The sequence below is a fragment of the Roseovarius sp. CH_XMU1461 genome, from assembly GCF_037027165.1.
In the GTDB taxonomy this organism is placed as follows: Bacteria; Pseudomonadota; Alphaproteobacteria; order Rhodobacterales; family Rhodobacteraceae; genus Roseovarius; species Roseovarius nubinhibens.
The window spans coordinates 34583-56483 of sequence record NZ_JAYMDV010000011.1; the positions used below are offsets into that span (position 1 = coordinate 34583).

The following is a 21901-nucleotide window of genomic DNA, read 5'->3' on the forward strand; positions in this document are numbered from 1 at the left end:
CTCAGACCTCCCGCAGCTTTTGCGCGGCGGCATGGATGGCGGCGCGAATGCGGGGATAGGTGCCGCAGCGGCAGAGATTGCCCGACATGGCGGCATCGATGTCGGTATCGGTCGGGGCGGGATTTCTGTCGAGCAGCGAGGCGGCCTGCATGATCTGCCCGGCCTGGCAATAGCCGCATTGCGCCACCTGCCCCTCGATCCAGGCCTGTTGCACCGCGTGCAGGCTCGTGGGCTGGCCCAGCCCCTCAATGGTGGTCACCTCGGCGCCGTCGAGCTCTCCGATCAGGGACTGACAGGAGCGCACGGCCTGGCCGTCGATATGCACCGTGCAGGCGCCGCATTGGGCGATGCCGCAGCCATATTTCGGACCGGTGATGTTGAGCGCGTCGCGCAGCACCCAAAGAAGCGGCATGTCGGGTTCGACATCCACCTCATGCACGGTCCCGTTGACGGTCAGTCGCATGTCGCTGCCTCCTGGTCAGACTGGCAGCCATGGTAGCGGGCTTGTCGGGCGAGCGAAATTGCCCAATTGCGCCCGTTGCGTAAGGTCACCGGTGGGCTGGCCCGTTCTGTTTAGCCCGTCTAACCCCTCCTGAAGCCACCGCAGGCCTGCTCATAGGCCAGGCCCGCGTCGAACACCCGTTGCTCTTGCAGCGCTTTGCCGACGATCTGAATGCCTGTTGGCACGTTGCTGTGGCTGCGCCCGGAGGGCACCGCGAGCACTGGGCAGGCGCTCAGGATATTGAAGGCCGGGGTCATGACCCAACCGAGGAACGGGTCCACCTGCGTGCCATTTATTGTGAGCTGATCTGTCGAATGATCAAATGTGGCGGGCACAGAGGGCAAGGCGGTGGTCGGGCAGATAAAGAGATCGAAACTTTCCATCAGAGCACCGAATTCCGCGCCGCTCCGGGCCTCAACCTCGAGGCCCCGCAGATGGTCCCGCGCGGAGGCGCCGCGCGAGCCCTCGGCAAAAGCGCGGGCATAGCCTGTCATCACATCCTCGCGCCCCTCCATGTCGGCCGCAATGGAGGCCCCGAATATATGGGTGAGATGGGTGAGAGCGGCCTGTTCTAGGGCGGTCGTCCAAGGCAGGTTCACCTCTTCGACCTGACATCCCAAATCCCGAAAGAGATCGAGCGCCTGGGCCATGTTCGCGCGCACATCGGGATCCACCTCGTAGAAGCCGAGGTCGAATGAGGCCGCGATGCGCAGGCCATTAAGCCCGCGCCCTACTTGGGAAATCGGGGCGGCGGCATTGAGGCTCGTACAATCCGCGGGATGAGGGCCGGCCATGACATTTTGCAACATGATCGTGTCCGCGACACTGCGGGCTATAGGTCCGGCGTGGCAGTAGCGATCAAGATTGAACGGCGCATCCATCGGGATGCGGCCATGGGGCGGCTTGTACCCGACCACTCCGCAACAGGATGCAGGTATGCGGATGGATCCCGCGATGTCCGAGCCGGTGGCCAGGATCGCGCTGCCCGCGGCCAGACAGGCACCGCTGCCACCAGATGACCCTCCGGGAGAGTATTCGGTGTTGTGCGGGTTGCGGGTGACGCCCCATAGGCGTGAATGGCAGGTCACGGCGCAGGAAAATTCCGGCGTGGCGGTTCTGGCATGAACGATTGCACCGGCCTCCACGACACGCGCATTGGCCAGGGACGTGCGTTTGGCGATGTGATCCTTGTAGGCCAGCGAACCCATGGAATTGGGCATGGCTTCGATCTCGCCGGAATCCTTGACCGCCACAGGCAGGCCGGACAAGGGACCAAGGCCACGCGCCTCGCCCCGCATGAAGCGGGTTTCGGCCTCGCGCGCCGCCTCTAGCGCCGCGTCGAAATGGGTGTAGGTAAAGGCCGATATTGCGGGCTCTGTTGCTTCCGCGCGCCGTATCACGGCCGTCATCAACTCGACGGGCGAAAGCGTCCGTTTGCGAAACAGCTCTGATGCCTCGCTGGCCGTCAGATCACATAAGGTATCGTCGCTCATGGCTGCGCCGCTTCTTTTTCGGGCTGCTTTGTTTGACCACGATAGGTGGCCTCGACCGCCTCGGCGAGCGTGGTGGCTATCTGGTCCAGTTCGGCGCCTGAGATCGTGTAGGCCGGGCTGATGGCGATGACATTGCCGATAGACCGGAAAAAGACACCGCGGGCGGCGGCCTCTTCGGTGACCCGTGTGCCAAGCCCGTCTTCTGTGCCTTTGGGGCCGAGCTCGACGGCGGCGAGGAGCCCTTTCACCCGGATCTCGGCCACCAGCGGATGGGTGCGAAGCCCCGAGAGCCTCTCCGCCAACATGTCCGACAGTCGGCCGACATGCTGCTCAAGATCCATCTCTTCATAGATCGCGAGCGTTTCCAAAGCGACCGCGGCCCCAACAGGATGCCCGCCATAGGTGAACCCATGTCCGAAGAGACCAAGATCATGTGCCTGACGCGCGATTGTATCATGGACCTTTTGCGACATGGCAACGGCCGAGATCGGAAAGAAAGAGGCCGACAGCTGCTTGGCCATGGTCATCATATCGGGTTCGATGCCAAAACTCTGACAGCCGAACCAGCGCCCGGTGCGGCCAAATCCCGTTATGATTTCATCCGCAATGAGCAAGATGTCATGCCGGGCGAGAACGTTCTGGATCTCGGCCCAATAGCCCTCGGGCGGCAGGAGTACACCTCCCGCGCCCATGGCAGGCTCGCCAATAAAGGCGCCAATTGTGCCCGCATCTTCGCGTTCGATGAGCGCGTTGAGCTCTCGGGCCCGCCGTTTCGCGAAGGCAATTTCTGTTTCGCCTGGCTCGGCATCCCGGAGGTAATGCGGCCGGCCGGTGCGCAGCACCTGTGACGCCGGGGTGTCAAAGCCATCGTGACAGTAGGACATCGCTGTTAGCGCCGCGCTGACATTGCCTGAACCATGATAGGCCCCTTCGCGGGCGATGATGCGTTTCTTGTCACTTAAGCCGCGCGCGTTTTGGTAATAGCGCACCAGCTTTGCGGCGGTCTCAACAGCGTCTGATCCGGAGCAGCCATAGAGAACATGTGTCAGCGGATCTGGCAGAAGGGCTGCAAGCTTTTCCGACAGGCGGTTGGCGATGGCGGGCGTGCGTCCCATGAAACTATGGTAGTAACCGAGCGTCTCGAATTGCTGCTGAGCCGCCGCCGTGAGCCGCGCGTTGGTAAACCCGAGCGACGCGCACCAAAGACCCGCGACAGCGTCGAGGTAGGTCTGTCCTTGCGCATCGATCACGGTGCATCCATCGCCGCGGACGATCTCGAGCGGAGACTTCTCCTGGGCGGCGAGCGGATCGGTAAAGGGAAAGAGCTGAGCCATTTGGGACCTCCTTCTTTCCAGTTGGCATATGAGAAAAAATCTTGCAAATTCAAAAAACTCATCGAGTGCAGGAGGTTTAGGAATGATGCGACGGAAGATGCCGAATTTGAACGCACTGCGCGTGTTCGAGGTCGCCGCGCGGCATGAGAATTTTACCCGCGCTGGTGAAGAGCTGGGCATTTCCCAGTCGGCGGTCAGCAAACATATTGCGCATCTGGAAGACTCACTGGGCCAGCCTCTCTTTATCCGCCAGCACAAGAATATCGCTCTGTCGCCATTCGGTCGCGAGGTCGCTCTTGCCGCAAGCGGCGCTTTTACCCAACTCATGCAGCGTCTGACCAGCATCAACACCGGCAAGCCACAGCAGATCACCTTTGTCGCCGATGCGGATTTTATCCAGCTTTGGCTGTTGCAGCGGCTCTTTGCCTTTGAGCTTGAGAATGCCGGGGTGCGCATATCGCTCACGGGGGAGGTGGCAGTGTCCGATCCGCGCGAGACCGATTATCAATGCGCCGTGGTCTGGGGCAGCGGCGGATGGCAGGGATGCAAATTCGAACTGTTGTTTACCAACCGCCTCTTCCCGGTCGCGGCGCCTGAATTCTTCGAGCACCTCGGACGACCGCCCCGTATGTCGGATCTGAACAAGGACATGTTGATCCATGACCGGACGACATCGCTGTGGTCATCATTTCTCGCCGCAGAGGGGCTCACCGATTTCGACCCCTCGGCGGGGCGGGTGTATAATCAAACCTCTTTCTGTCTCGAAGCCGCCGCCCAGGGCATGGGCGTCACCATCGGCGATGAGGTCTCTACGCGGCCCTATCTGGAAACAGGTCGGTTGATCTGTCCCTTTGCGACGCGGCTGGCCTCGCCGTATGCCTATTACCTTGTCTTCCCGGCCAACCTTTCGGTGGACGGCACGCTGGCCATATTCGCTGATTGGCTCAAGGCAGAGGCGCGGGCGCATCGCGAATGGTATTCAGACTTCTGGACGCGCCACGAAAGCCAGAGGCATAAATGAGCCAGCTAATGATCTGCCGCCAGAAGCACGGCGGCAGATCAATGTTGGGCGTTGATGTTACGCGAACCACCATCGCTCGGCGGACCGCGCTCCGTCGAGCTGCCAATTGCCAGAAATCTGTTCGGGATGCTGGACATGCTTGCCGCGCGTCGACACGCGATTGGTAAAGAAGGGCACGATGGTGCCGCCATCGTCGCGACACAGTCCCATCATCTCTGAATAGAGCGCGCCGCGCTTTTGATCGTCCAGTTCGGATTTGGCCTGACCGAGCAAGGTGTTAAATGTGGCGTTGTTCCATTTGCTTTCGTTCCATTCGGATCCGCCTTTGTACCCCAGTGAGAACATGACATGCGGCGTCGGGCGTGCCCCCCAGGAGGCCACGCAAAAGGGTTCTTTCAGCCATACCTCGGACCAGTATCCATCGGCCGGCTTTCGCGCGAGCGTGATGTCGATGCCCGCGGCTTTGGCCGAGGCTTGGAACAGGGTGGCCATGTCGAGCGCGCCGGGAAAGGCTGCGTCACTCGCTGCCAGTGTGATCGAGAGATCCTGCCGTCCAGCTTTCTTCAGGTGAAAACGGGCCTTGTCCGGGTCATAGCTGCGCTGTTCGATGTCGGTGTAATAGGGCATTGAGGGCCCGATCGGATGGTCATTGCCCAAGGCCGCCGCACCGCCCATCACCTTGTCGACGATATCCTGTCGATCAATGGCATATTTGAGCGCAAGCCGGACATCGGGGTCGTCAAACGGGGCTTGGGTCACATTCATGGGGATCGTGCAATGCGCACCGCTCGGGACATTGTCCACGACGACGCGCTTGTCGCGCTGGAGAAAGCCGAGCGTTTTCGCATCGACCTGGCTATCGACGTCAATTTCCCCGGTGAGAAGAGCGCTGGTCCGGGCGTTGCTGTCATTGAGCACGAGAAACGTGACCGCGTCGAAATGGGCCCGGTCTGATTTGAAATAGTTGGGATTGCGCTCCATCTCCATGCTCTGGCCCGGCTTGAAAGACTTGAGCACATAGGGGCCGGTGCCGACCCCGGACGTGTCCAAGCCTCCGCCACCATCCGAGGGCAGGATCACGAAATGATAGTCCGTCAGGATATAGGGCAGATCGGCATTGCCTTCGGAAAGTACGATCCGCACGCGGTTCTCACCATCCTCGGCGATCGACACCACCCCGTCGAGAAGCGGTTTGCCAGGCGATTGAGAACCTTCCTGGAGGTGGTATTTCAACGAATCCACGACGTCCCGGGCGGTCAGCGTTTTGCCGTTGTGAAACTCTACGCCGCGCCGAATATTGAACACCCAAGTGGTGGCATCATCGGAGACATCCCAGCTTTCTGCCAGTTCGGGAACTACCGTATTGTCGGCGGCAATCTCGGTCAGATAATTGCGGATCGTATGGTTGAGCTGGATCATGCAGACGCCGTTGGTCAGGCGCGGATCGAGGGAGTCGGAGCTGTTTCCCTCATGAATGCCGACCCGATAATGCCCGCCGCGTTTCGGCGTCGCGGCATGGGCCTGTGCCGCTCCCCAAAGCCCGACGCCCCCGGCCACGAGCCCGGCACCGGCCGCCCCAGACAGAACGAACCGGCGGGTCGGCAAGGCGAGCGGTTGCGATGAATGATGAGGACCGAAGTGAGAGGCCGTAGGTTTCATTTTCATTCCTCCATATGGGCAGGCCGGTCGGCGAGAGGCGATGGGCCACCGGACGTGTCAGCATTAACGAGGAGCTAAGCCAGAGGAGAACTTTTTGTCACCTATTTTGTTAAATAAAACAACATTGATAATATTTGGGAATTATATGAGGCGCACTTGGCTGAGGAAAGGTGTTGAACGACGCTGCACTGACGCGTCTGTCGGGGATGGCCGCTCAGAGCTGCGAGAAGAGAAGCAGTGATTCGGCGGGTTTCAATCCGGTGATACCCTTGCGGAACCGCTACGTGGCGGTTGCCTTGGCGCGTCAGATGCGAGGGCCCGAATAGCGCCGGGCTATCTGAAATCCAGCGAGGAGGCGATTTCGATGAAGGCTTTTACCAGCCGCAGGCGCGCCCGGTCTTTGGGGGCGATGACGGCGGTTTCATGGCTGGCCGACAGCTCGGCCACCGGCACTTCGACCAAGCCGCGCGAGATCAGGCCACTGTTGGCGAGGAAAAGCGCGATCCCCGCGCCCTGAAACACCGCCTCGCACATCAGCGGAAAGGTCGTCATGGTGATCGTCCGGGGAAAGCGGATGCCATGTTTGGTCTGCGCCTCGCGGACCACCCGTTCGGTCAGCGAGCCGGTTTCCGGCAGGATGATCGTCTCGTCGATCAGATCGCGGAAATGCAGCAGGTCGCGGTGGGCCAGCGGGGACGAGGGCAGGAGATAGGCGACGTAGCGGGCCTTGAGGATCGAGACCCGTTCCCAGTCTTCCGAGCGGGGGGGATCGGTGATGAGCCCGACATCCGCCCGTCGTTCGCGCAAGAGCCGCGTGGCGGTGCTCCAGGCATAGAGCGCGAAATCGATTTCCACATCCGGATAGGCCTGACGGAACTGGCTGATCGCGCGGAGCGCAGGCAGCGGCGCGTTGGCGATGATCTTGATATGGCCGCGCTCCATCGCCTCAAACCCTTCGAGCCGTTCGGTGATCGCCGTGTCGAGCGTCACCAGCCGGTCGGCGAGATCATAGAATTCCTCGCCCGTCCGGGTCAGCGACACGCCCTCGCGGTTCCGAAAAAGCAAGGGCGAGCCGACTTGTTTTTCGAGCTTGGCGACATGTTGCGTGACCGCCGATTGCGTCACCCCGAGCCGGGTGGCGGCGGCCGAGAAACTGCCCTCGCGCACCACATAGGCGAAGGCGACGAATTGATGATGATTGGCGCGCATCGCGGCTCCTCCAGTTTGGAGGCCAGCCTTAGCGACGATTAGTTTCACTAATATGACGTCACAAAAGTGAAAGGTCGATTGCCTACACCGCCCGGAGCAGATGGAGGAATCAGATGGCCGGGCTGAGTATCGAGAACGTGACCAAACGCTTTGGCGAGACCGAGGTGCTCAAGGGGGTGTCGCTCGACATTGCCGATGGCGAATTCGTGTCGCTTGTCGGCCCGTCGGGCTGTGGCAAATCCACCTTGCTGCGCATCATCGCCGGTCTCGAGGACCAGAGCAGCGGCGACATCTGCATCGGTGGCCAGTCGGTCGCGGGCCAGCGCGCCGCCGACCGCAACCTGTCGATGGTGTTCCAATCCTATGCGCTCTACCCGCATCTCAGCGTTGGCGAGAATATCGCGGTCCCGCTCAGGATGCGCCGGTTGAACAGCCTGCAACGCCTGCCGTTTGTCGGTCGCCTGCTGCCGGGCGCGCGGGCCCAGAGCCGCGACATCGGACAGCAGGTGGCCCAGGCCGCCGAGATGCTCGAGATCGCGCATCTTCTCGACCGCAAGCCGGGGCAGCTCTCGGGGGGGCAGCGCCAGCGCGTGGCACTGGGCCGTGCCCTTGTCCGCGAGCCGACGGCGTTTCTTCTGGACGAGCCGCTGTCCAATCTCGATGCCAAGCTGCGGGTGCAGACACGGGCCGAGATCGCCGAGCTGCACCGCCGGCTTGCCGCCACCTTTGTCTATGTCACCCATGATCAGGTCGAGGCGATGACCATGTCCGATCGGATCGCGGTGATGATGGGCGGTCGCATCCTGCAATGCGCGCCGCCCGATGTGGTCTATGACGATCCCGACCGGATCGAGGTGGCCGAATTCATCGGCTCGCCCAAGATCAACATCCTGCCGGTCGAGATTGCCGAGGACGGGCGGCTGATCCTGATGGATCACCCGCTCGACCTGATGCTGCATCGGGGCGGCAAGGGCATCGCTTCGCTCGGGCTGCGCCCCGAGGCGCTGCGGCTGGCCGGGCCGGAGGCGCCGATCCATGGCCATGTGATGCATCGCGAGAACCTCGGCTCTGAGCTTTTCGTGCAGATCGCCCTCACCGGGCTCGATCAGCGTCTCACCCTGCGGGTGGGCCCCGAACAGCGCGGCGCGCTGGCGCTCGGCAGCGCCGTGTCGCTCGATTTCGACCGCGACAAGGCGCTTCTCTTTGACAGCGCGGGCGCTCGGTTGCGGCGGGTCGTGCAGACGGCCAGTGTCCCGTCCGAGGTGGCCTGAGATGGCGGCCATCGATCCCACCACCACCGCCAAAACCGCCGCCAAGACCAGGGCCCCGCGCGCGCCGCGCCGGGCCATCCGGCAAAGCCGCGCCGCGTGGATTCTGACCGGGCCCGCGCTTGGGCTGATGGTGTTGCTGTTGCTCGCGCCGGTGGGCATCGCAGCCTTCCTGTCCTTTACCAATTATTCCTTGGGCAACAGCGGTTTCGACTGGGTCGGGTTCGACAATTACGAGAAGCTCTTCACCCGTTCGACCTATGAAAAGATGTTCCTCGCCACGCTGACCTATGTGGTGACGGTGGTACCGATCTCGGTTGGACTCGGGCTTGGGGCGGCCTTGCTCATCAATTCGCTGGGCCGGTTTCGCGAGCTCTATAAGACGATCTATTTCCTGCCGGTGATGGCGACGCTTCTCGCCATGGCCATCGCCTGGGAATTCATGCTGCACCCGTCGATCGGGATGATCAACCGCACGCTGGAGATGGGTTGCGGCACGTTTCTCGAACGGATCTGGCCCTTCATGGCCCATGGCTGTGCCGAGCGGTTTCCCGTTTGGCTCGGGGATCAGCGCTATGCGATCTGGGTGATCTGCTTCATCGGCATCTGGCAGGGGTTCGGGTTCAACATGGTGCTCTATCTCGCCGGGCTGACCAGCGTGCATCGCGAGCTCTACCATGCGGCCGAGATGGACGGGGCGCGGTCCGGCTGGGCGCGGTTCTGGCTGGTGACCTGGCCGGCGCTCGGGCCGACCACGGTCTTTGTCGTCACCATCACCTGCATCCGGGCGTTTCAGGTGTTCGACACGATCGAGGCCTTCTGGCCGCAGGGCGGCGGCCCCAACAAGTCAACCTATGTGATGATGTTCGCCATTTTCGAGAAAGGCGTGCAGCAGAACCTGATCGGCATCGGCTCGGCCATCACCATGCTGTTTCTGCTCTTCGTCATGGTCCTGACCCTGATCCAGCGCTGGCTGGTGGAACGAAAGGTGCATTACTGATGACCCGCGACTGGTGGAAACATCTGATCCTGATCCTTGGGGTGATCATCGTCATCGCGCCCTTCTACATGATGGTCAGCTATTCCTTCAAATCCCCCGGCGAGATTGATCGCGGCGAAGGCGGGTTCTTTGGCCGACAGGAACTCATGGTCGATGAGCATTGCGTCAAGCTGCGCGATCCGAGCCGTGACGAGATTGCCGCCGCCGCCCCGCGGTTCCCCGGGCAGAGCGACCGTGACATCCGGGATCATATCATGGCCGAGGCAGAGGCCGAGTGCGCCATGCGACCGGTGGTTTTCAACTACACCAAGGCCTTCACCGAAGCGCCGCTGCTGCGCTATCTGCTCAACGGGGTGATCGTCACCGCCTCGATCTTTTTGTTGCAGGTGGTGGTGGCATTGCCCGCCGCCTATGCGCTGGCCAAGCTGCGGTTCTGGGGGCGCGAGGCGGTGTTCGGGCTGGTGCTGTTTTGCCTGCTGATCCCCGTCCATGCCATTGCGCTGCCGCTCTATATCCTGCTCGCCAAGATCGGGCTGACCAACACCTATGCGGCGCTGGTGGTGCCGTGGTCGATTTCGGTCTTTGGCATCTTTCTCATGCGGCAGTTCTTTATGACCGTGCCCGATGATCTCATCGATGCGGCGCGGATGGACGGGATGGGCGAGTTTGCCATCGTCTGGCGCGTCATGCTGCCGACCGCGATTCCGGCGCTTCTGGCCTTCGCCATCTTTTCGGTCGTGGCCCATTGGAACGATTATTTCTGGCCGCGCATCGTGGTCACCGGCAATCGCGACCTGTTCACCCCGCCGCTCGGGCTGCGCGAGTTCAAGGGCGGCGGCGACGGCTCCGATTTCGGGCCGATGATGGCCACCGCCACGGTGATCGTCACGCCGCTGATCGTCGCCTTTCTTCTGGCGCAGAAGCGGTTCATCGAAGGGATCACGCTGAACGGCATGAAATGAGTTTTGGGTGCGGGTTGCCCCGCACCCGCCCACCATCCCGCGAGGGATCTCCCCGGAGCGTGCATCGCCAAACGCAAACGCTCCAAGTCAGGACTGAGAGGACATCAACCATGAAACCCACTATCTCCGCAATGGCGTTGGCCCTGAGTGCCAGCACCGCGATGGCCCAGGACAACGTGACCATCGAATTCGCCTATTCTTACAGCCACCTGTTCGACGTCACCTATGAGGCGATGATGCCGGCCTTCAAAGAGAAGCATCCGGACATCGACGTGAAGTTCCGCGCCACCTACGAATCCTACGAAGACGGCACCAACACGATCCTGCGCGAAGCGGTCTCGGGCACCTTGCCTGATGTGACCATGCAGGGCCTCAACCGTCAGCAGATCCTTGTCGAGAAGGGCATCGCCAAATCGCTCGAACCGTTCATCGCCAAGGAGGCGGATTTCGCCAAGGACGGCTATCACGACGCGATGCTGTCGCTGTCGACCTTCGATGACGCGGTCTATGGGCTGCCCTTCTCGGTCTCGCTGCCGGTCGGGTATTACAACATGGACATGATGAAATCCGCCGGGGTCGAAAGCCTGCCCACCACCTGGGACGAGGTGATCACCGTCTGTGAAAAGATGAAGGCCAATGGCGTGGACAACCCGATCTTCTGGGGCTGGAGCGTCACCGGCAACTGGTTCCTGCAGGCGCTGATGTGGAGCCAGGACAAGCCCATCGTCGACAATGGCCGCATGGCGCTCGACAGTCCCGAGGCGCTGGCCGCGCTCGAGCAGATGCAAGAGATCTTTACCAAATGCGACATGCAGAACATCGAATGGAAAGCGGCGCTGTCGTCCTTTGCCGCCGGTGAGATCGGCATGATGTTCTGGTCGACCTCGGCGCTTGGCGCGGTCGAACGCAGCCAGGGCGATTTCGAGCTGGTCACCGGGGCCTTCCCGGGCATGGGCGAGACCCCCAAGGGCCTGCCTGCCGGGGGCAATGCCGCGGTGCTGACCTCGACCTCGGACGATCCCAAGGTGCAAGAGGCCGCCTGGACCTGGATCAAGTTCATCACCTCGGGCGAAGGCGCCGCGGAAGTGGCCAAGACCACCGGCTACATGCCGCCCAACAAAGCCGCCAACGAAGTGATCCTCGCCGATTTCTACGAGGCCAACCCGAACAAGAAAACCGCCGTGGATCAGCTTCCGCTGCTGCGCGACTGGCTGGCCTATCCCGGCGATAACGGTCTCGCCATCACGCAGGTGATCTACGACGGGATCGAACGTATCGTCACTGGCGATGCCACCGATATGAAAGAGCTGCAGCAAGAGCTGGTTGAAGAAGTTTCCGACCTTCTGCCGAACGGCTGAGCCATCCCCTGACCCGGCCGCGCGCAGCCCCGTGCGCGGCCGTTTTCCACACAGGCACTGTTATGAAAATCATCCATATTTCCGACATCCATCTCACCGTTCCGGGCGAAGAGATGGGCGGCCACGACCCCCATGCGCGCTTTGACCGGGCGCTGCGTCATATCCTTGCCGATCACGCCGATGCGGCGCGGATCGTGATCACCGGCGATCTCGCCCATTGGGGCGAACCGGCGGCCTATGAGGCGCTGCGCGTGGCGCTGCAGGGCTTGCCCATTCCGGTGCGGCTGATGATCGGCAACCACGACAACCGCGCCAATTTCCGCGCGGTGTTTGCCGACCATCCCACCGATGAGAACGGCTTTGTGAACCATGCCGAAACGATCGACGGCACGCGGTTTCTCTATCTCGACAGCACGGGCGAGCGCACCCATGCCGGGCATTTCTGTGCCGCCCGCCGGAACTGGCTCGCGGCCGAGCTTGCGGGCTGTGACCGGGCGCGCCTGTTCCTGCATCACAACCCGATGCTTCTGGGCCTGCCTGCCGAGGACCGGATCGCGCTTGTCGCTGAGGACCGGCCCGGCTTTGCCGCGTTGCTGGCCGAATATGGCGCCAAGATCGACTATCTGCATTTTGGCCATGTCCATGCGCCGATCCATGGCTGCTATCAGGGTGTGCAGTTTGCCAGCGTGCCCTCGACCGGCAATCAGTCGATCCCCGATCTTGCCGAGCCCCGGTATCTCAAGAGCGCGGCGCTGAGCCCGGCCTATTGCGTGGTGCTGATCGAGGGCGGCAGCACGATCATCCATCAGGTGCCCTTTGACTGGGACGGGCCGGTGACGCTGTCGGGCACCGGGTGGGACGATTGGGCGAAACCGCATGAGGCGGCGGAATGAAATTCATCCATCTCACCGACACCCATGTGATCGGCGGCGGTCGGACGCTCTTTGGTGCCAATCCGGCGCGGCGTCTGGCCCGTGCGGTGGACAGTATCAATGCCGAGCATGGGGATGCCGATTTTGTCATGCTCACCGGCGATATGACCCATTGGGGCGATGCCGAGGCCTATCGCGCCTTTCACGCAGAGATCGCCCGGCTGCGGGTGCCGCTGCATCTCATGGTCGGCAATCATGACGACACCGAGGCCCTCGCGGCCCAGTTTCCCGAGCTGCCGCGCGACCGCCATGGCTTCGTGCAATATGCGTTCGACACGGCGCAAGGCCGGGCGATCTGTCTCGACACGAAACGCCCCGGCAGCCATGCCGGGAGCTATTGCGCCGCCCGGCGCGACTGGCTCGCCGCCGAGCTTGCCACCTGTGACGGGCCGGTGCTGCTGTTCATGCATCACCCGCCGTTTCGCGTCGGAATCGCCGGGATGGACGCGATCAGGATGCAGGACGCCGATCCGTTCTATGAGGTGATCGCGCCGCATCTGCCGCGCATTCGTCACCTCTTTTTCGGCCATTTGCACCGGGCGGTCTTTGGCAACTGGCGCGGGTTGAGCTTTTCGTGCATGCGCGGGCTCAACCATCAGGTGGCGCTCGATCTCACGGCAGGGCCTGAGACCATTCCCGGCACGCTCGAGGCGCCGGCCTATGGCGTCGTGCTGCTAGACGCGGAACAGGTCGTGGTGCATCTGCATGAGTTCGCGAGCGCCGCACCCCGGTTTCCGCTACACGCGCCCGAGGGCCAGGACACGCGGCGCTATCAGCTGGAGATGACCCACCGGGGCTTTGACGATCTGTGACCATCGAGCGGCGGGCGCAGCTGTCGAATTGAATGCTAGGTTTGACTGATCGTGCGCTCTATGTTGGAGCTCGGGCCTTGCATTGCTTCGGTCAATACGAAGGTGAAGCAAGGGTCTACGAATGGCCGTTACATTCGTGAAGGCAAAGGAGAAACCGTTGCAGGCGAAGTCAGCTTACCCCGCTAACCGAAAGTTCCTGAATATCGCAAAGCTCGCTCGCGTCATCGACGAGAGCCGCAGTGCCGAACAAACCTATAGCTTGTTAACCAAAGGCGTCTGTGACCACTCCGAATGGGATATCAGCAGCATACAGGTGCTAGATCAGGAAGCGGGTTTGGCAATACCCATCGTCCGGCACGACCCACAGACAGATAGCAGTAGTCTGAAAGGCTCTGGCTGGGATGCGAGATTGAGTCCGGTCGGACGAGTGCTAGAACTTGGGGCGCCCTTAGTAATAAGAGATGCTGCTGAACAAGATGAATTTCCCGGGTTTCGTGAGGATGCACGCAGGCGCGGCTACCATACCACTGTGATGATTCCCCTAGATGTACGCGACGCACAGAAGAGAGCTATGGTTTACTCGGTTGCCTCCCGAACCGTCGTCGACGTGAGCTCAGAAGATCTTGGCTTTTTGCAATGCGTGGCCGAACTGACAAGTATCGCGGTGCGTAAAATCCGAAAGATCGAGAAAGAGCGGAAGCAGGCTCAGAGGCTGAAATCAATCCTCGAGAATATGACCGCGTCATTAAACAAGACCCTAGATTCAGAAGCGACTGATGCTCTTGCGACCGGCCTCAGTAGCCTGTTCCCGACAGGGTGGTTGGCGGTTGACCTGACATCGGGTAGAGCGCTTTTTGACCCCGCCGCCCCACCGCCGTTTGAGCTGTCACAGACGCGTCGCGCCCCCGATGATTTGGTACGGGCCGCTCTGGATGCGCAAAACTATCCAAGTGAAGCTGCTGTTGACCTTCAAATTTCTGGGGACACTGTGAGCGCAGAGGTGAGTGCTTTGCATATCGACGGAAGCCATGTTGGTGCCTTGTTCTTCTTTCAGGTTGAGCAGCTCAGCGATCATGAACGCATTGCCGCGCAGGCTGGACGGCTGGCTTTGTCCTCCTACATCTTGCGCAGTTTCATCGAGTTCCGATCACGCCGGGTGACAGCCCGTAGGTTGATGTCGCGGCTTCTTTTGGGCGACTGGCGTGATCGAGAAGAGATTTTCGACGAAGCGCATGTTTTAGACTTTGACCTAGAGGTGCCAATGCAGCTTCTGGTCCTAAGGCTTCCTCAAGCGGGAAGTGTCGACGACGGAAGTCACAGTTTCATTCAACGTAGTGCTCAGGCGACGTTCGGCACGGTCATTTCGTGCTTTCTAGAAGGGGATTTGGTTCTATTGCTGAGCGACGAAAGAGACGAAGCCAGGCAGCGCAAGTCAGACTTTCTCTCACGAATCAAACCTGTTTTGCCGACAAAATTCCAAATGGTCATGTCGGGACGGGTGGCATCTCTCGAAGCTTTGCCAGATGCTAGGCAGACTTGCCTGAGCACCCTTGATGTAGCGCGGTCAATGGGGCTCGAAGGTTGGATTAGTCCAATGAATATGGGTGAATTTCCTCACTTAATGGCGTCAACCGATCTTGCTAGGGCCAATGGTTTTGTTGAGCGAATGATCCCTCAAGCCCTTAAGGCCGAGACCCGCAAGGCTGTTATTGCCCGCGAGACGCTCGCGGCATTTCTACGGTCGGGAAGGCGCCATCAAGAAACGGCCGATGCGCTCAAGATCCACGTCACCACGTTGCGATATCGGCTGGAGCAATTGTCAGACCTTCATGGGATCAACTTCGACGATTCTGATAGGTGTTTTGAGCTCGATCTAGCTCTACGCTTGCTCAAGCTCAAAAATTCCTATCAATCGTAGGAAATAAGATTTGTGATCTAGAGCGATCAAGTGGAAGCCCTCTCAATAATTTTCATCCTAGTCTCATTGAGAATTGGAATGGAAAGAGCACGAGATGGCGGTCCAAGACAACGATGCTTTACTTCGCTTACGCCAAGCTTTTGGGAGCTTCGCGACCGGTGTGACCGTAGTTACCAGCACGACTGCACAAGGCGATCCAATCGGGTTCACTGCTAATTCTTTCACTTCTGTATCGCTCGATCCCCCCTTGCTTTTGGTATGTCTGGCCAAGAGTTCATCAAATCTCGAGCATTTTACGCAATCTGGCCATTTCGCTGTGAACATACTCAGTGAGGTGCAAAAGGATGTCTCTGCGCGGTTTGCCAGCCGCAGTGCAGACCGCTTCGGCGAGACCGCATGGTGTGGCAGCAGGCTAGGCAATCCCTTGATTGACGGCTCAGTTGCTTGGTTCGATTGCGAAACTGACAACATAGTCGATGCGGGTGACCATGTTATTTTGATCGGGCGGGTGGCCGAGTTCGATCAGATCGAAGCGCGGCCTTTGGCCTATTTGCGCGGTCACTATCTTGATCTTGGATTGGTCGAGGCAACCGCCGAGTCGGTCTCGCACCATGGGGGTGTCCGCGTGGGCTGCTTGCTTGAATATCAGGGTCAGGTTCTTTTGCAGAAGACCCCGGAAGGGTGGTGCTTGCCGATGGGCGGCGTCCGCAACGGGTTTCGCGAAGGGCGCGCGGAGTTAGAGGATTTGCTGGCAATGCAGGGGGTCGGCGCTGAACTTGGCTTTCTCTACTCGGTTTTCGACGCTCCATCGGGAAATGCCACGTGGATGATCTTTCAGGGAGAAATGGAGCTCTGCCCCGCAGGTGTGGAGTTCGCGCTTTTCCCGGTGAAGGATCTGCCTCTTCAGGAAATCAGCCCGCAACCGGTGCGATCGGTGCTGCGGCGATACCAAACTGAATTCCGCGAAGCCCGTTTCGGGCTTTATGTCGACGGCACCACGAGCGCCGGCCAGATTAATCCGATCGACCGCAATGCAACACCGTGGAGCAAAATCATGACCGAGCAGGGAAACCAATAATGTCCGAGTTCACCGTCGAAACCATGCAAGGCACCTGCCTACCGATCAGCATCGGGGGCACGTATCGCCAATCCGGCGGAGCGGAGATCGAAAGTTTTGATCCCACGACGGGTCAGGCCTGGTGCCGGGTGTCCGATTGCACGACCGGAGAGGTGGATGCAGCTGTTGCTGCCGCGAATGGCGCGATGCGCAACCCGGCTTGGCGCGATCTAACCCAAAGTCAACGCGGATTGCTGATGCTAAAACTGGCTGAAATCCTCGAGCGGAATATCGACCGCATCGCTGAAATAGAGGTGAAGGATAACGGCAAACTACTGCGTGAGATGCGTGCGCTGGCCCAGGCTCTACCCGTCGGATTACGGTATTTCGCCGGGATGGCGGACAAGATCGAGGGCACGACGATTCCGGTCAACAAGCCGGATATGCTGAACTTTACGATGCGCGAACCCCTAGGTGTGATCGGCGTAATCATCCCGTGGAATTCGCCGCTTTATATGATGGTACGCGCGATTGCGCCCGCACTAGCCTGTGGCAACACGATTGTGGTTAAGCCGTCTGAACATGCCTCTGCCGGAGCAATCGCCTTTGCCGAAATGTTCAGCGAAGCGGGCTTCCCCGATGGTGTCTTCAATGTCGTGACGGGATACGGTCACAGTGCGGGCAACGCCCTGATCTCGCATCCGGGCATTGCCAAAATCGACTTTACCGGCGGCCCAGCCACGGGGCGGATCATTGCCCGAAACGCCGCAGAAAACCTGACACCCGCAACCTTGGAACTAGGTGGTAAATCGCCCCATGTGGTATGCGACGATGCCGATCTCGATGCCGCCGCTAATGGCGTCGTCGCGGGAATTTTCGCTGCGGCAGGGCAGACCTGTGTGGCCGGGTCACGCTGTTTTGTACAAGAGAGCGTCTATGACGAGGTCTTGACGAGGGTCATCGACAAAGCTCGTGCTATCAGGATCGGCGATCCGCGGCGCGATGACGTGCAACTGGGGCCATTGGCGCTCTGGTCGCAGGTGGAAAAAGTAGCCGAATTCGTCGACAGCGCGAAAGAGCAGGGTGCACGGTTGGTCTTTGGCGGAGGACGCCCTTCAGGCTTGGGTAACGGATGGTATGTCGAACCTACGATATTTGCGGATGTGACCAATGACATGCGCATTGCTCGTGAAGAGATCTTTGGCCCCGTATTGTCGGTTCTTAAGTTTCGGGACGAAGAAGATCTTCTGGAGCAGGCCAATGACAGTGATTTCGCACTGGCCTCGGGAATCTGGACGCAGAACCTTAATCGCGCGCTGCGCTTCATGCGCCGGATCGAGGCCGGAATGGTCTGGATCAACACCTATCGCAGCCCTTCAGTTATGTCCCCCGTCGGCGGGTTCAAGGAATCGGGCTACGGCAAACACAACGGCTTTGCCGCCATCGAAGAATTCAGCCGCATCAAGACCGTTGTCATCGATTATTCGGGCGCCCAACAGGACGCCTTTGTGATGCGCATCAATAAGTAGGATCTCAGCATGAAGTTTTCCATCATTGTGAACATGGCCCGGTTCGATAGGTCAAAAAGCATGGATGTCGTCGCAGTAGAGGCGCTTGATCTCGTGAAAATCGCGGACCAAGGCGGGTTTGATATCATCTGGACCGCGGAACATCATACGATCGAACTGACGATCTCGCCCAATCCGTTCCAGTTGCTGGCGCATTGGGGAAACCATACCAAAAATGCACGTCTTGGGACAGCGGTATTGGCCGCGCCCTACTGGCACCCGATCAGGCTAGCGGGTGAGGCGGCGATGTGCGACATCCTGACCGGCGGGCGGCTGGAGCTGGGGCTTGGTCGCGGCGCTTATCAGTATGAGTTCGACCGCATGGCCGATGGTATGCCACAAGGCGAGGGTGGTCGCTATTTGCGAGAGATCATTCCGGCGGTGCAGCGCCTTTGGGAGGGGGATTATGCCCACGAGGGCGAGATATGGCAATTTCCTTCGGTCGCTTGCGTCCCGAAACCTCTGAACAGACCGCCGCAGATCTGGGTCGCGGCGCGCGATCAGAACACGTTCGAATTCGCATTGAAAAACAACTGCAATGTCATGTCCACCGCACTGCGCAAGGATTTCTCCGAGATCGAGGATCTGGAAAACAAGTTCCAGGCGGCCAAGGTAGAGGCCGGAAACCCCAGAAACCTTCACCATGCGACCTTGCGGGTCTGCTGTGTTTATGATGATCCGTCAGTTCTGGATACAGCGGTCAAGTCTGTCGTGGATTTCGGGCGGAACTTCGAAAACCTGTTCAAGAATTCGGGGACGGTTAAGGACGGTTTCCCTGAGCCGGTCGACTTCGACACTGTGGCCGCACGAGGCGAGTATCAAGCCGAGAGTCTCAAGGAAAACCTATTGATTGGCACCCCCGACGAGATCATCCAAAAACTGGAACGCTATCAGGCAACTGGCATTGATCACATCATGATCGGGCCGACCTTTGGTCTGCCGCATGACGTTGCGGTACGCACGGTCGAGCTTTTCTGTGAACAGGTAATTCCACACTTCAAGGCCAAAGAAATGGCGGCCTGATAAAAGGGGCCGCTAGAGGAATCCAACGCATAACAACAGGGGAACGAAATGAAAAACCACATGAATAGAACCGCTGGCTTGAAACGGCGCAGCTTCCTAAAATTCGGGCTTTATTCTTCTGCTTCACTAATGGCTCTGGGTGCAGGTTTTCGCCCGGCCTGGGCGGCAGTCGATCTTTCGGGGCGTGAGATGGTCTTCGCCAGCTGGGGTGGCAGCTATCAGGCGGCTCAGGAGGCCGCCTATTGTGCACCGTTTATGGAAGCTACCGGCGCAACCGTTGTTCAGGACGGGCCGATGAGTGGCTCAAAGCTACGTACCATGGTCGAAGCAGGCGAGCCGATCTGGGATACTGTCGATGTCACAGACACCTTCCTTTTTGCGAATGAGGACCTGTTTGAAGACCTCGACTTCGACATCATTGATGCCAGCGAACTGGATCAGGATTACGTGCACCCCAAAGGGATCGGTTGTATCGTCTGGTCTTACAACATCGGTTACAATACTGAGGTTGTCGGCGATAACGTGCCGCAAAGCTGGGCGGATGTGTTTGATGTAGAAAAGTTCCCGGGCAAACGTGCCCTACGGGATCGGGTCTATCCGATGATGGAGATCGCCCTGATGGCCGATGGCGTCGCCCCTGATGACCTCTACCCACTTGATATAGATCGCGCCTTCGCCAAACTAGATACCATCAAAGATCACGTGATCTGGTACAGCTCGAACTCGGTGAGTCAGCAGCTTTTTGTTGATCAAGAAGTCGGGGTTGGCGTCATCCTCAACGGGCGCGCCTTTGATGTGAACCGCAAAGGTGCGGCGGTGGAAATCAACTGGAACCAAAACATCCGGTCGATTGATTATCTGGTGATCCCCAAGGGCGCACCGAACACGGAAGTCGCCCAGCATTTCATGAATGCAACCGCCGACGCGGACAATCAGGCGTTGATGGCCAACACACTGGCCTATGCACCGGTGAACCCCGCAGCCTTTGCCAAAGTGGACGCCGATGTTTTGCCGTGGCTTGCCACTTCCGAGGAAAATCAGGCCAAGGGTTTCCTGATCCGCGCCGACTACTGGCGTGATAATCTGGAAGCGCTGACAGAGCGCTGGACCGAGTGGAAACTCACCTGAACCGTTTCGGAGGCGCCGCGTGATGATATTAAAAAACCGCTACATCTGGCTGTTGCTACCAGCAGTTATTCTGGTGGGGGTTTGCTTTCTGTATCCGGTCAGTTGGCTGCTACAGCGTAGCGTCTCCGAACCCGTCTGGGGGTTTCAGAACTATGAGACCATCTTTACGAAAACTATTTACTTAGGGGTTTTGTGGAACACCGTGGCAATCGCGGGCACGACAACGATCATCTGTGCATTGATCGGCTTTCCGGTGGCCTATTCAATGGTCCATTCTAAACCATTCGTACGCAGGATCCTGATCTTTGCGGTCCTGATCCCGTTTTGGACTTCCATTCTGGTGCGCACTTTCGCATGGCTGGTGATCCTGCAACGCGGCGGTATCATCAATGACCTTTTGACGGGGATCGGCCTGATCGCCGAGCCCATGGACCTTGTCTATAACCGCTTTGGGGTATTGCTGGGCATGGTTCAGGTGCTGTTGCCTTTCATGGTCTTCCCGCTGTTCTCTGTCATGGCGCGCGTTGACGGATCTTATTTCCGCGCAGCGACGAACCTTGGTGCAACGCCGATCCGAGCGTTCCTCCGAGTGTACTTGCCGCTATGCTTGCCAGGTCTCATGACCGGCTCCATGCTCGTCTTCATTATCGCGCTTGGCTATTTCATCACACCCGCCCTGCTGGGTGGACGGGGCGATATCATGATCGCGCAACTGATCTTTGAACGCATCGACGAGTTTGGCGACTGGGCTCTGGCCTCAACGCTTGCCATCGTCCTGCTGGTCGGCACCGGGCTCCTCTTTGTTTTCATCAACGCACTGCTCAAATTCCGCGGAGGACGCTTCTGATGTTTCACTCTGAAAAATTCTGGGGTGGTCTGCGCGGTGTGATCAATGTGTTGCTGGTCATCTATATGCTCGCCCCTTTGGTGGTGACATTGGTGATCTCCTTCAGCTCCGCTCTTTTCCTGACGTTCCCGCCCCCCGGCTTCTCGCTGCAGTGGTATGAGAAAATGTTCAGCAACCCAACATGGACAAGAGCCCTCTGGACCTCGATCAAGATACTTGTACCCGCTGCAATCATTGCCACCGTTTTCGGCACAGCTGCGGCGCTCGCGCTTAGCCGAATGAAATCCCGCTGGGCGTTGGCGATCCGGGCTGTTCTAATGGCACCGCTCATCATACCGGTGATCATCACGGCTGCGGCAATCTTCGGGGTGTTTCGCATCTGGGGCCTTTATGGCACCTTGCCCGGGCTCATCATCGCACATGTCATTCTGACACTGCCCTTCGTGCTGTCCACGGTCAGTGCCAACCTTGCGGTTTTTGACAAGCGGCTCGAGGATGCGGCCGCCAATTGCGGTGCCCCGCCTTGGACGGCTTTCCGTCGTGTCACTCTACCGCTGATTTCACCATCCGTTCTCTCTGGATTGCTGTTTGCGATGGTGATTTCATTCGACGAATTGATCGTATCCCTCTTCTTGTCTACCCCGCGGGTGCGACCGGTGACCGTACAGATGTGGTCGAACATCAAGGGCGATACCGATCCGACAATTGCTGCCATCGCAACGGTTTTGTTCTCATTTTCACTCTTGGCTCTGTTGATTGATGGCTTGGCGCGTCGGCGCTCCGGCCGCGCCCCCGGACTGTAAGGATTGA

19 protein-coding genes are annotated in these 21901 nt (G+C 59.5%); 14 read left to right on the forward strand and 5 right to left on the reverse strand.

Annotated elements, in window-relative coordinates:
- Position 1: 1 nt before the first annotated feature.
- The 3 genes from WA237_RS18060 to WA237_RS18070 all read right to left on the reverse strand — a co-directional run bounded on the left by WA237_RS18060 (position 2) and on the right by WA237_RS18070 (position 3329).
- Positions 2–463, reverse strand: coding sequence for a (2Fe-2S)-binding protein (locus tag WA237_RS18060; RefSeq protein ID WP_336099351.1), 462 nt, complete (start codon positions 461–463; stop codon positions 2–4).
- A 119-nt stretch (positions 464–582) separates the two neighbouring features.
- Positions 583–1995, reverse strand: a complete 1413-nt coding sequence (locus WA237_RS18065) for an amidase (RefSeq protein WP_336099353.1) — start codon at positions 1993–1995, stop codon at positions 583–585.
- Complete coding sequence (locus WA237_RS18070) at positions 1992–3329, reverse strand: aminotransferase (RefSeq protein WP_336099355.1); 1338 nt, start codon at positions 3327–3329, stop codon at positions 1992–1994. Before WA237_RS18070 ends, WA237_RS18065 begins: the two co-directional genes overlap by 4 nt.
- Positions 3330–3357: 28 nt before the next feature.
- On the opposite strand from WA237_RS18070, the gene WA237_RS18075 reads away from it, so the two are divergent.
- Positions 3358–4350, forward strand: coding sequence for a LysR family transcriptional regulator (locus WA237_RS18075; RefSeq protein WP_336099356.1), 993 nt, complete (start codon positions 3358–3360; stop codon positions 4348–4350).
- A gap of 57 nt (positions 4351–4407) precedes the next feature.
- Here WA237_RS18075 and WA237_RS18080 read toward each other — a convergent pair whose 3' ends face one another.
- Both WA237_RS18080 and WA237_RS18085 read right to left on the reverse strand, forming a co-directional pair.
- A complete protein-coding gene (locus WA237_RS18080) occupies positions 4408–6009 on the reverse strand; it encodes an ABC transporter substrate-binding protein (RefSeq protein WP_336099357.1) in 1602 nt (533 codons plus the stop codon).
- A 333-nt stretch (positions 6010–6342) separates the two neighbouring features.
- Positions 6343–7218: a LysR family transcriptional regulator gene (locus WA237_RS18085; protein WP_336099359.1), complete on the reverse strand. Its 876-nt coding sequence runs from the start codon at positions 7216–7218 to the stop codon at positions 6343–6345.
- A gap of 113 nt (positions 7219–7331) precedes the next feature.
- On the opposite strand from WA237_RS18085, the gene WA237_RS18090 reads away from it, so the two are divergent.
- From WA237_RS18090 to WA237_RS18150, 13 genes are all read left to right on the forward strand, one after another.
- Positions 7332–8489 (forward strand): ABC transporter ATP-binding protein, encoded by a 1158-nt coding sequence (locus WA237_RS18090; RefSeq protein ID WP_336099361.1) that lies wholly within the window; start codon positions 7332–7334, stop codon positions 8487–8489.
- A 1-nt stretch (position 8490) separates the two neighbouring features.
- A complete protein-coding gene (locus WA237_RS18095) occupies positions 8491–9486 on the forward strand; it encodes a carbohydrate ABC transporter permease (protein WP_442970285.1) in 996 nt (331 codons plus the stop codon).
- Positions 9486–10448 carry a carbohydrate ABC transporter permease gene (locus tag WA237_RS18100; protein ID WP_336099363.1) on the forward strand — a complete coding sequence of 321 codons (963 nt, stop codon included), beginning with the start codon at positions 9486–9488 and terminating at the stop codon, positions 10446–10448. The genes WA237_RS18095 and WA237_RS18100 overlap by 1 nt, the downstream gene beginning before the upstream one ends.
- A 110-nt stretch (positions 10449–10558) precedes the next feature.
- A complete protein-coding gene (locus WA237_RS18105) occupies positions 10559–11806 on the forward strand; it encodes an ABC transporter substrate-binding protein (protein ID WP_336099365.1) in 1248 nt (415 codons plus the stop codon).
- A 62-nt stretch (positions 11807–11868) separates the two neighbouring features.
- Positions 11869–12699 (forward strand): metallophosphoesterase, encoded by an 831-nt coding sequence (locus tag WA237_RS18110; RefSeq protein WP_336099367.1) that lies wholly within the window; start codon positions 11869–11871, stop codon positions 12697–12699.
- On the forward strand, positions 12696–13550 hold the full coding sequence (locus tag WA237_RS18115) for a phosphodiesterase (protein WP_336099368.1): 855 nt from the start codon (positions 12696–12698) through the stop codon (positions 13548–13550). Before WA237_RS18110 ends, WA237_RS18115 begins: the two co-directional genes overlap by 4 nt.
- Positions 13551–13671: 121 nt before the next feature.
- Positions 13672–15468 carry a helix-turn-helix domain-containing protein gene (locus WA237_RS18120; RefSeq protein WP_336099370.1) on the forward strand — a complete coding sequence of 599 codons (1797 nt, stop codon included), beginning with the start codon at positions 13672–13674 and terminating at the stop codon, positions 15466–15468.
- Positions 15469–15562: 94 nt separating this feature from the next.
- Positions 15563–16546, forward strand: a complete 984-nt coding sequence (locus WA237_RS18125) for a flavin reductase (protein WP_336099371.1) — start codon at positions 15563–15565, stop codon at positions 16544–16546.
- Positions 16546–18054: an aldehyde dehydrogenase gene (locus tag WA237_RS18130; RefSeq protein ID WP_336099372.1), complete on the forward strand. Its 1509-nt coding sequence runs from the start codon at positions 16546–16548 to the stop codon at positions 18052–18054. Before WA237_RS18125 ends, WA237_RS18130 begins: the two co-directional genes overlap by 1 nt.
- Positions 18055–18063: 9 nt before the next feature.
- The gene (locus WA237_RS18135) at positions 18064–19116 is read left to right on the forward strand and encodes an LLM class flavin-dependent oxidoreductase (RefSeq protein WP_336099373.1); all 1053 of its coding nucleotides are present in this window, start codon (positions 18064–18066) and stop codon (positions 19114–19116) included.
- A 48-nt stretch (positions 19117–19164) separates the two neighbouring features.
- A complete protein-coding gene (locus WA237_RS18140; RefSeq protein ID WP_336099375.1) occupies positions 19165–20244 on the forward strand; it encodes an ABC transporter substrate-binding protein in 1080 nt (359 codons plus the stop codon).
- A gap of 22 nt (positions 20245–20266) precedes the next feature.
- Positions 20267–21091: an ABC transporter permease gene (locus WA237_RS18145; protein WP_336099376.1), complete on the forward strand. Its 825-nt coding sequence runs from the start codon at positions 20267–20269 to the stop codon at positions 21089–21091.
- Complete coding sequence (locus WA237_RS18150) at positions 21091–21894, forward strand: ABC transporter permease (protein ID WP_336099378.1); 804 nt, start codon at positions 21091–21093, stop codon at positions 21892–21894. The genes WA237_RS18145 and WA237_RS18150 overlap by 1 nt, the downstream gene beginning before the upstream one ends.
- The last annotated feature ends 7 nt before the right edge of the window (positions 21895–21901 follow it).

Coding starts and splice junctions, on each gene's coding strand:
- WA237_RS18125 (WP_336099371.1), top strand. CDS start 15,563: ATGGCGGTCCAAGACAACGATGCTTTACTTCGCTTACGCCAAGCTTTT.
- WA237_RS18060 (WP_336099351.1), bottom strand. CDS start 463: ATGCGACTGACCGTCAACGGGACCGTGCATGAGGTGGATGTCGAACCC.
- WA237_RS18150 (WP_336099378.1), top strand. CDS start 21,091: ATGTTTCACTCTGAAAAATTCTGGGGTGGTCTGCGCGGTGTGATCAAT.
- WA237_RS18090 (WP_336099361.1), top strand. CDS start 7,332: ATGGCCGGGCTGAGTATCGAGAACGTGACCAAACGCTTTGGCGAGACC.
- WA237_RS18115 (WP_336099368.1), top strand. CDS start 12,696: ATGAAATTCATCCATCTCACCGACACCCATGTGATCGGCGGCGGTCGG.
- WA237_RS18135 (WP_336099373.1), top strand. CDS start 18,064: ATGAAGTTTTCCATCATTGTGAACATGGCCCGGTTCGATAGGTCAAAA.
- WA237_RS18075 (WP_336099356.1), top strand. CDS start 3,358: ATGAGAAAAAATCTTGCAAATTCAAAAAACTCATCGAGTGCAGGAGGT.
- WA237_RS18065 (WP_336099353.1), bottom strand. CDS start 1,995: ATGAGCGACGATACCTTATGTGATCTGACGGCCAGCGAGGCATCAGAG.
- WA237_RS18145 (WP_336099376.1), top strand. CDS start 20,267: ATGATATTAAAAAACCGCTACATCTGGCTGTTGCTACCAGCAGTTATT.
- WA237_RS18140 (WP_336099375.1), top strand. CDS start 19,165: ATGAAAAACCACATGAATAGAACCGCTGGCTTGAAACGGCGCAGCTTC.
- WA237_RS18105 (WP_336099365.1), top strand. CDS start 10,559: ATGAAACCCACTATCTCCGCAATGGCGTTGGCCCTGAGTGCCAGCACC.
- WA237_RS18080 (WP_336099357.1), bottom strand. CDS start 6,009: ATGAAACCTACGGCCTCTCACTTCGGTCCTCATCATTCATCGCAACCG.
- WA237_RS18085 (WP_336099359.1), bottom strand. CDS start 7,218: ATGCGCGCCAATCATCATCAATTCGTCGCCTTCGCCTATGTGGTGCGC.
- WA237_RS18070 (WP_336099355.1), bottom strand. CDS start 3,329: ATGGCTCAGCTCTTTCCCTTTACCGATCCGCTCGCCGCCCAGGAGAAG.
- WA237_RS18120 (WP_336099370.1), top strand. CDS start 13,672: ATGGCCGTTACATTCGTGAAGGCAAAGGAGAAACCGTTGCAGGCGAAG.
- WA237_RS18095 (WP_442970285.1), top strand. CDS start 8,491: ATGGCGGCCATCGATCCCACCACCACCGCCAAAACCGCCGCCAAGACC.
- WA237_RS18130 (WP_336099372.1), top strand. CDS start 16,546: ATGTCCGAGTTCACCGTCGAAACCATGCAAGGCACCTGCCTACCGATC.
- WA237_RS18100 (WP_336099363.1), top strand. CDS start 9,486: ATGACCCGCGACTGGTGGAAACATCTGATCCTGATCCTTGGGGTGATC.
- WA237_RS18110 (WP_336099367.1), top strand. CDS start 11,869: ATGAAAATCATCCATATTTCCGACATCCATCTCACCGTTCCGGGCGAA.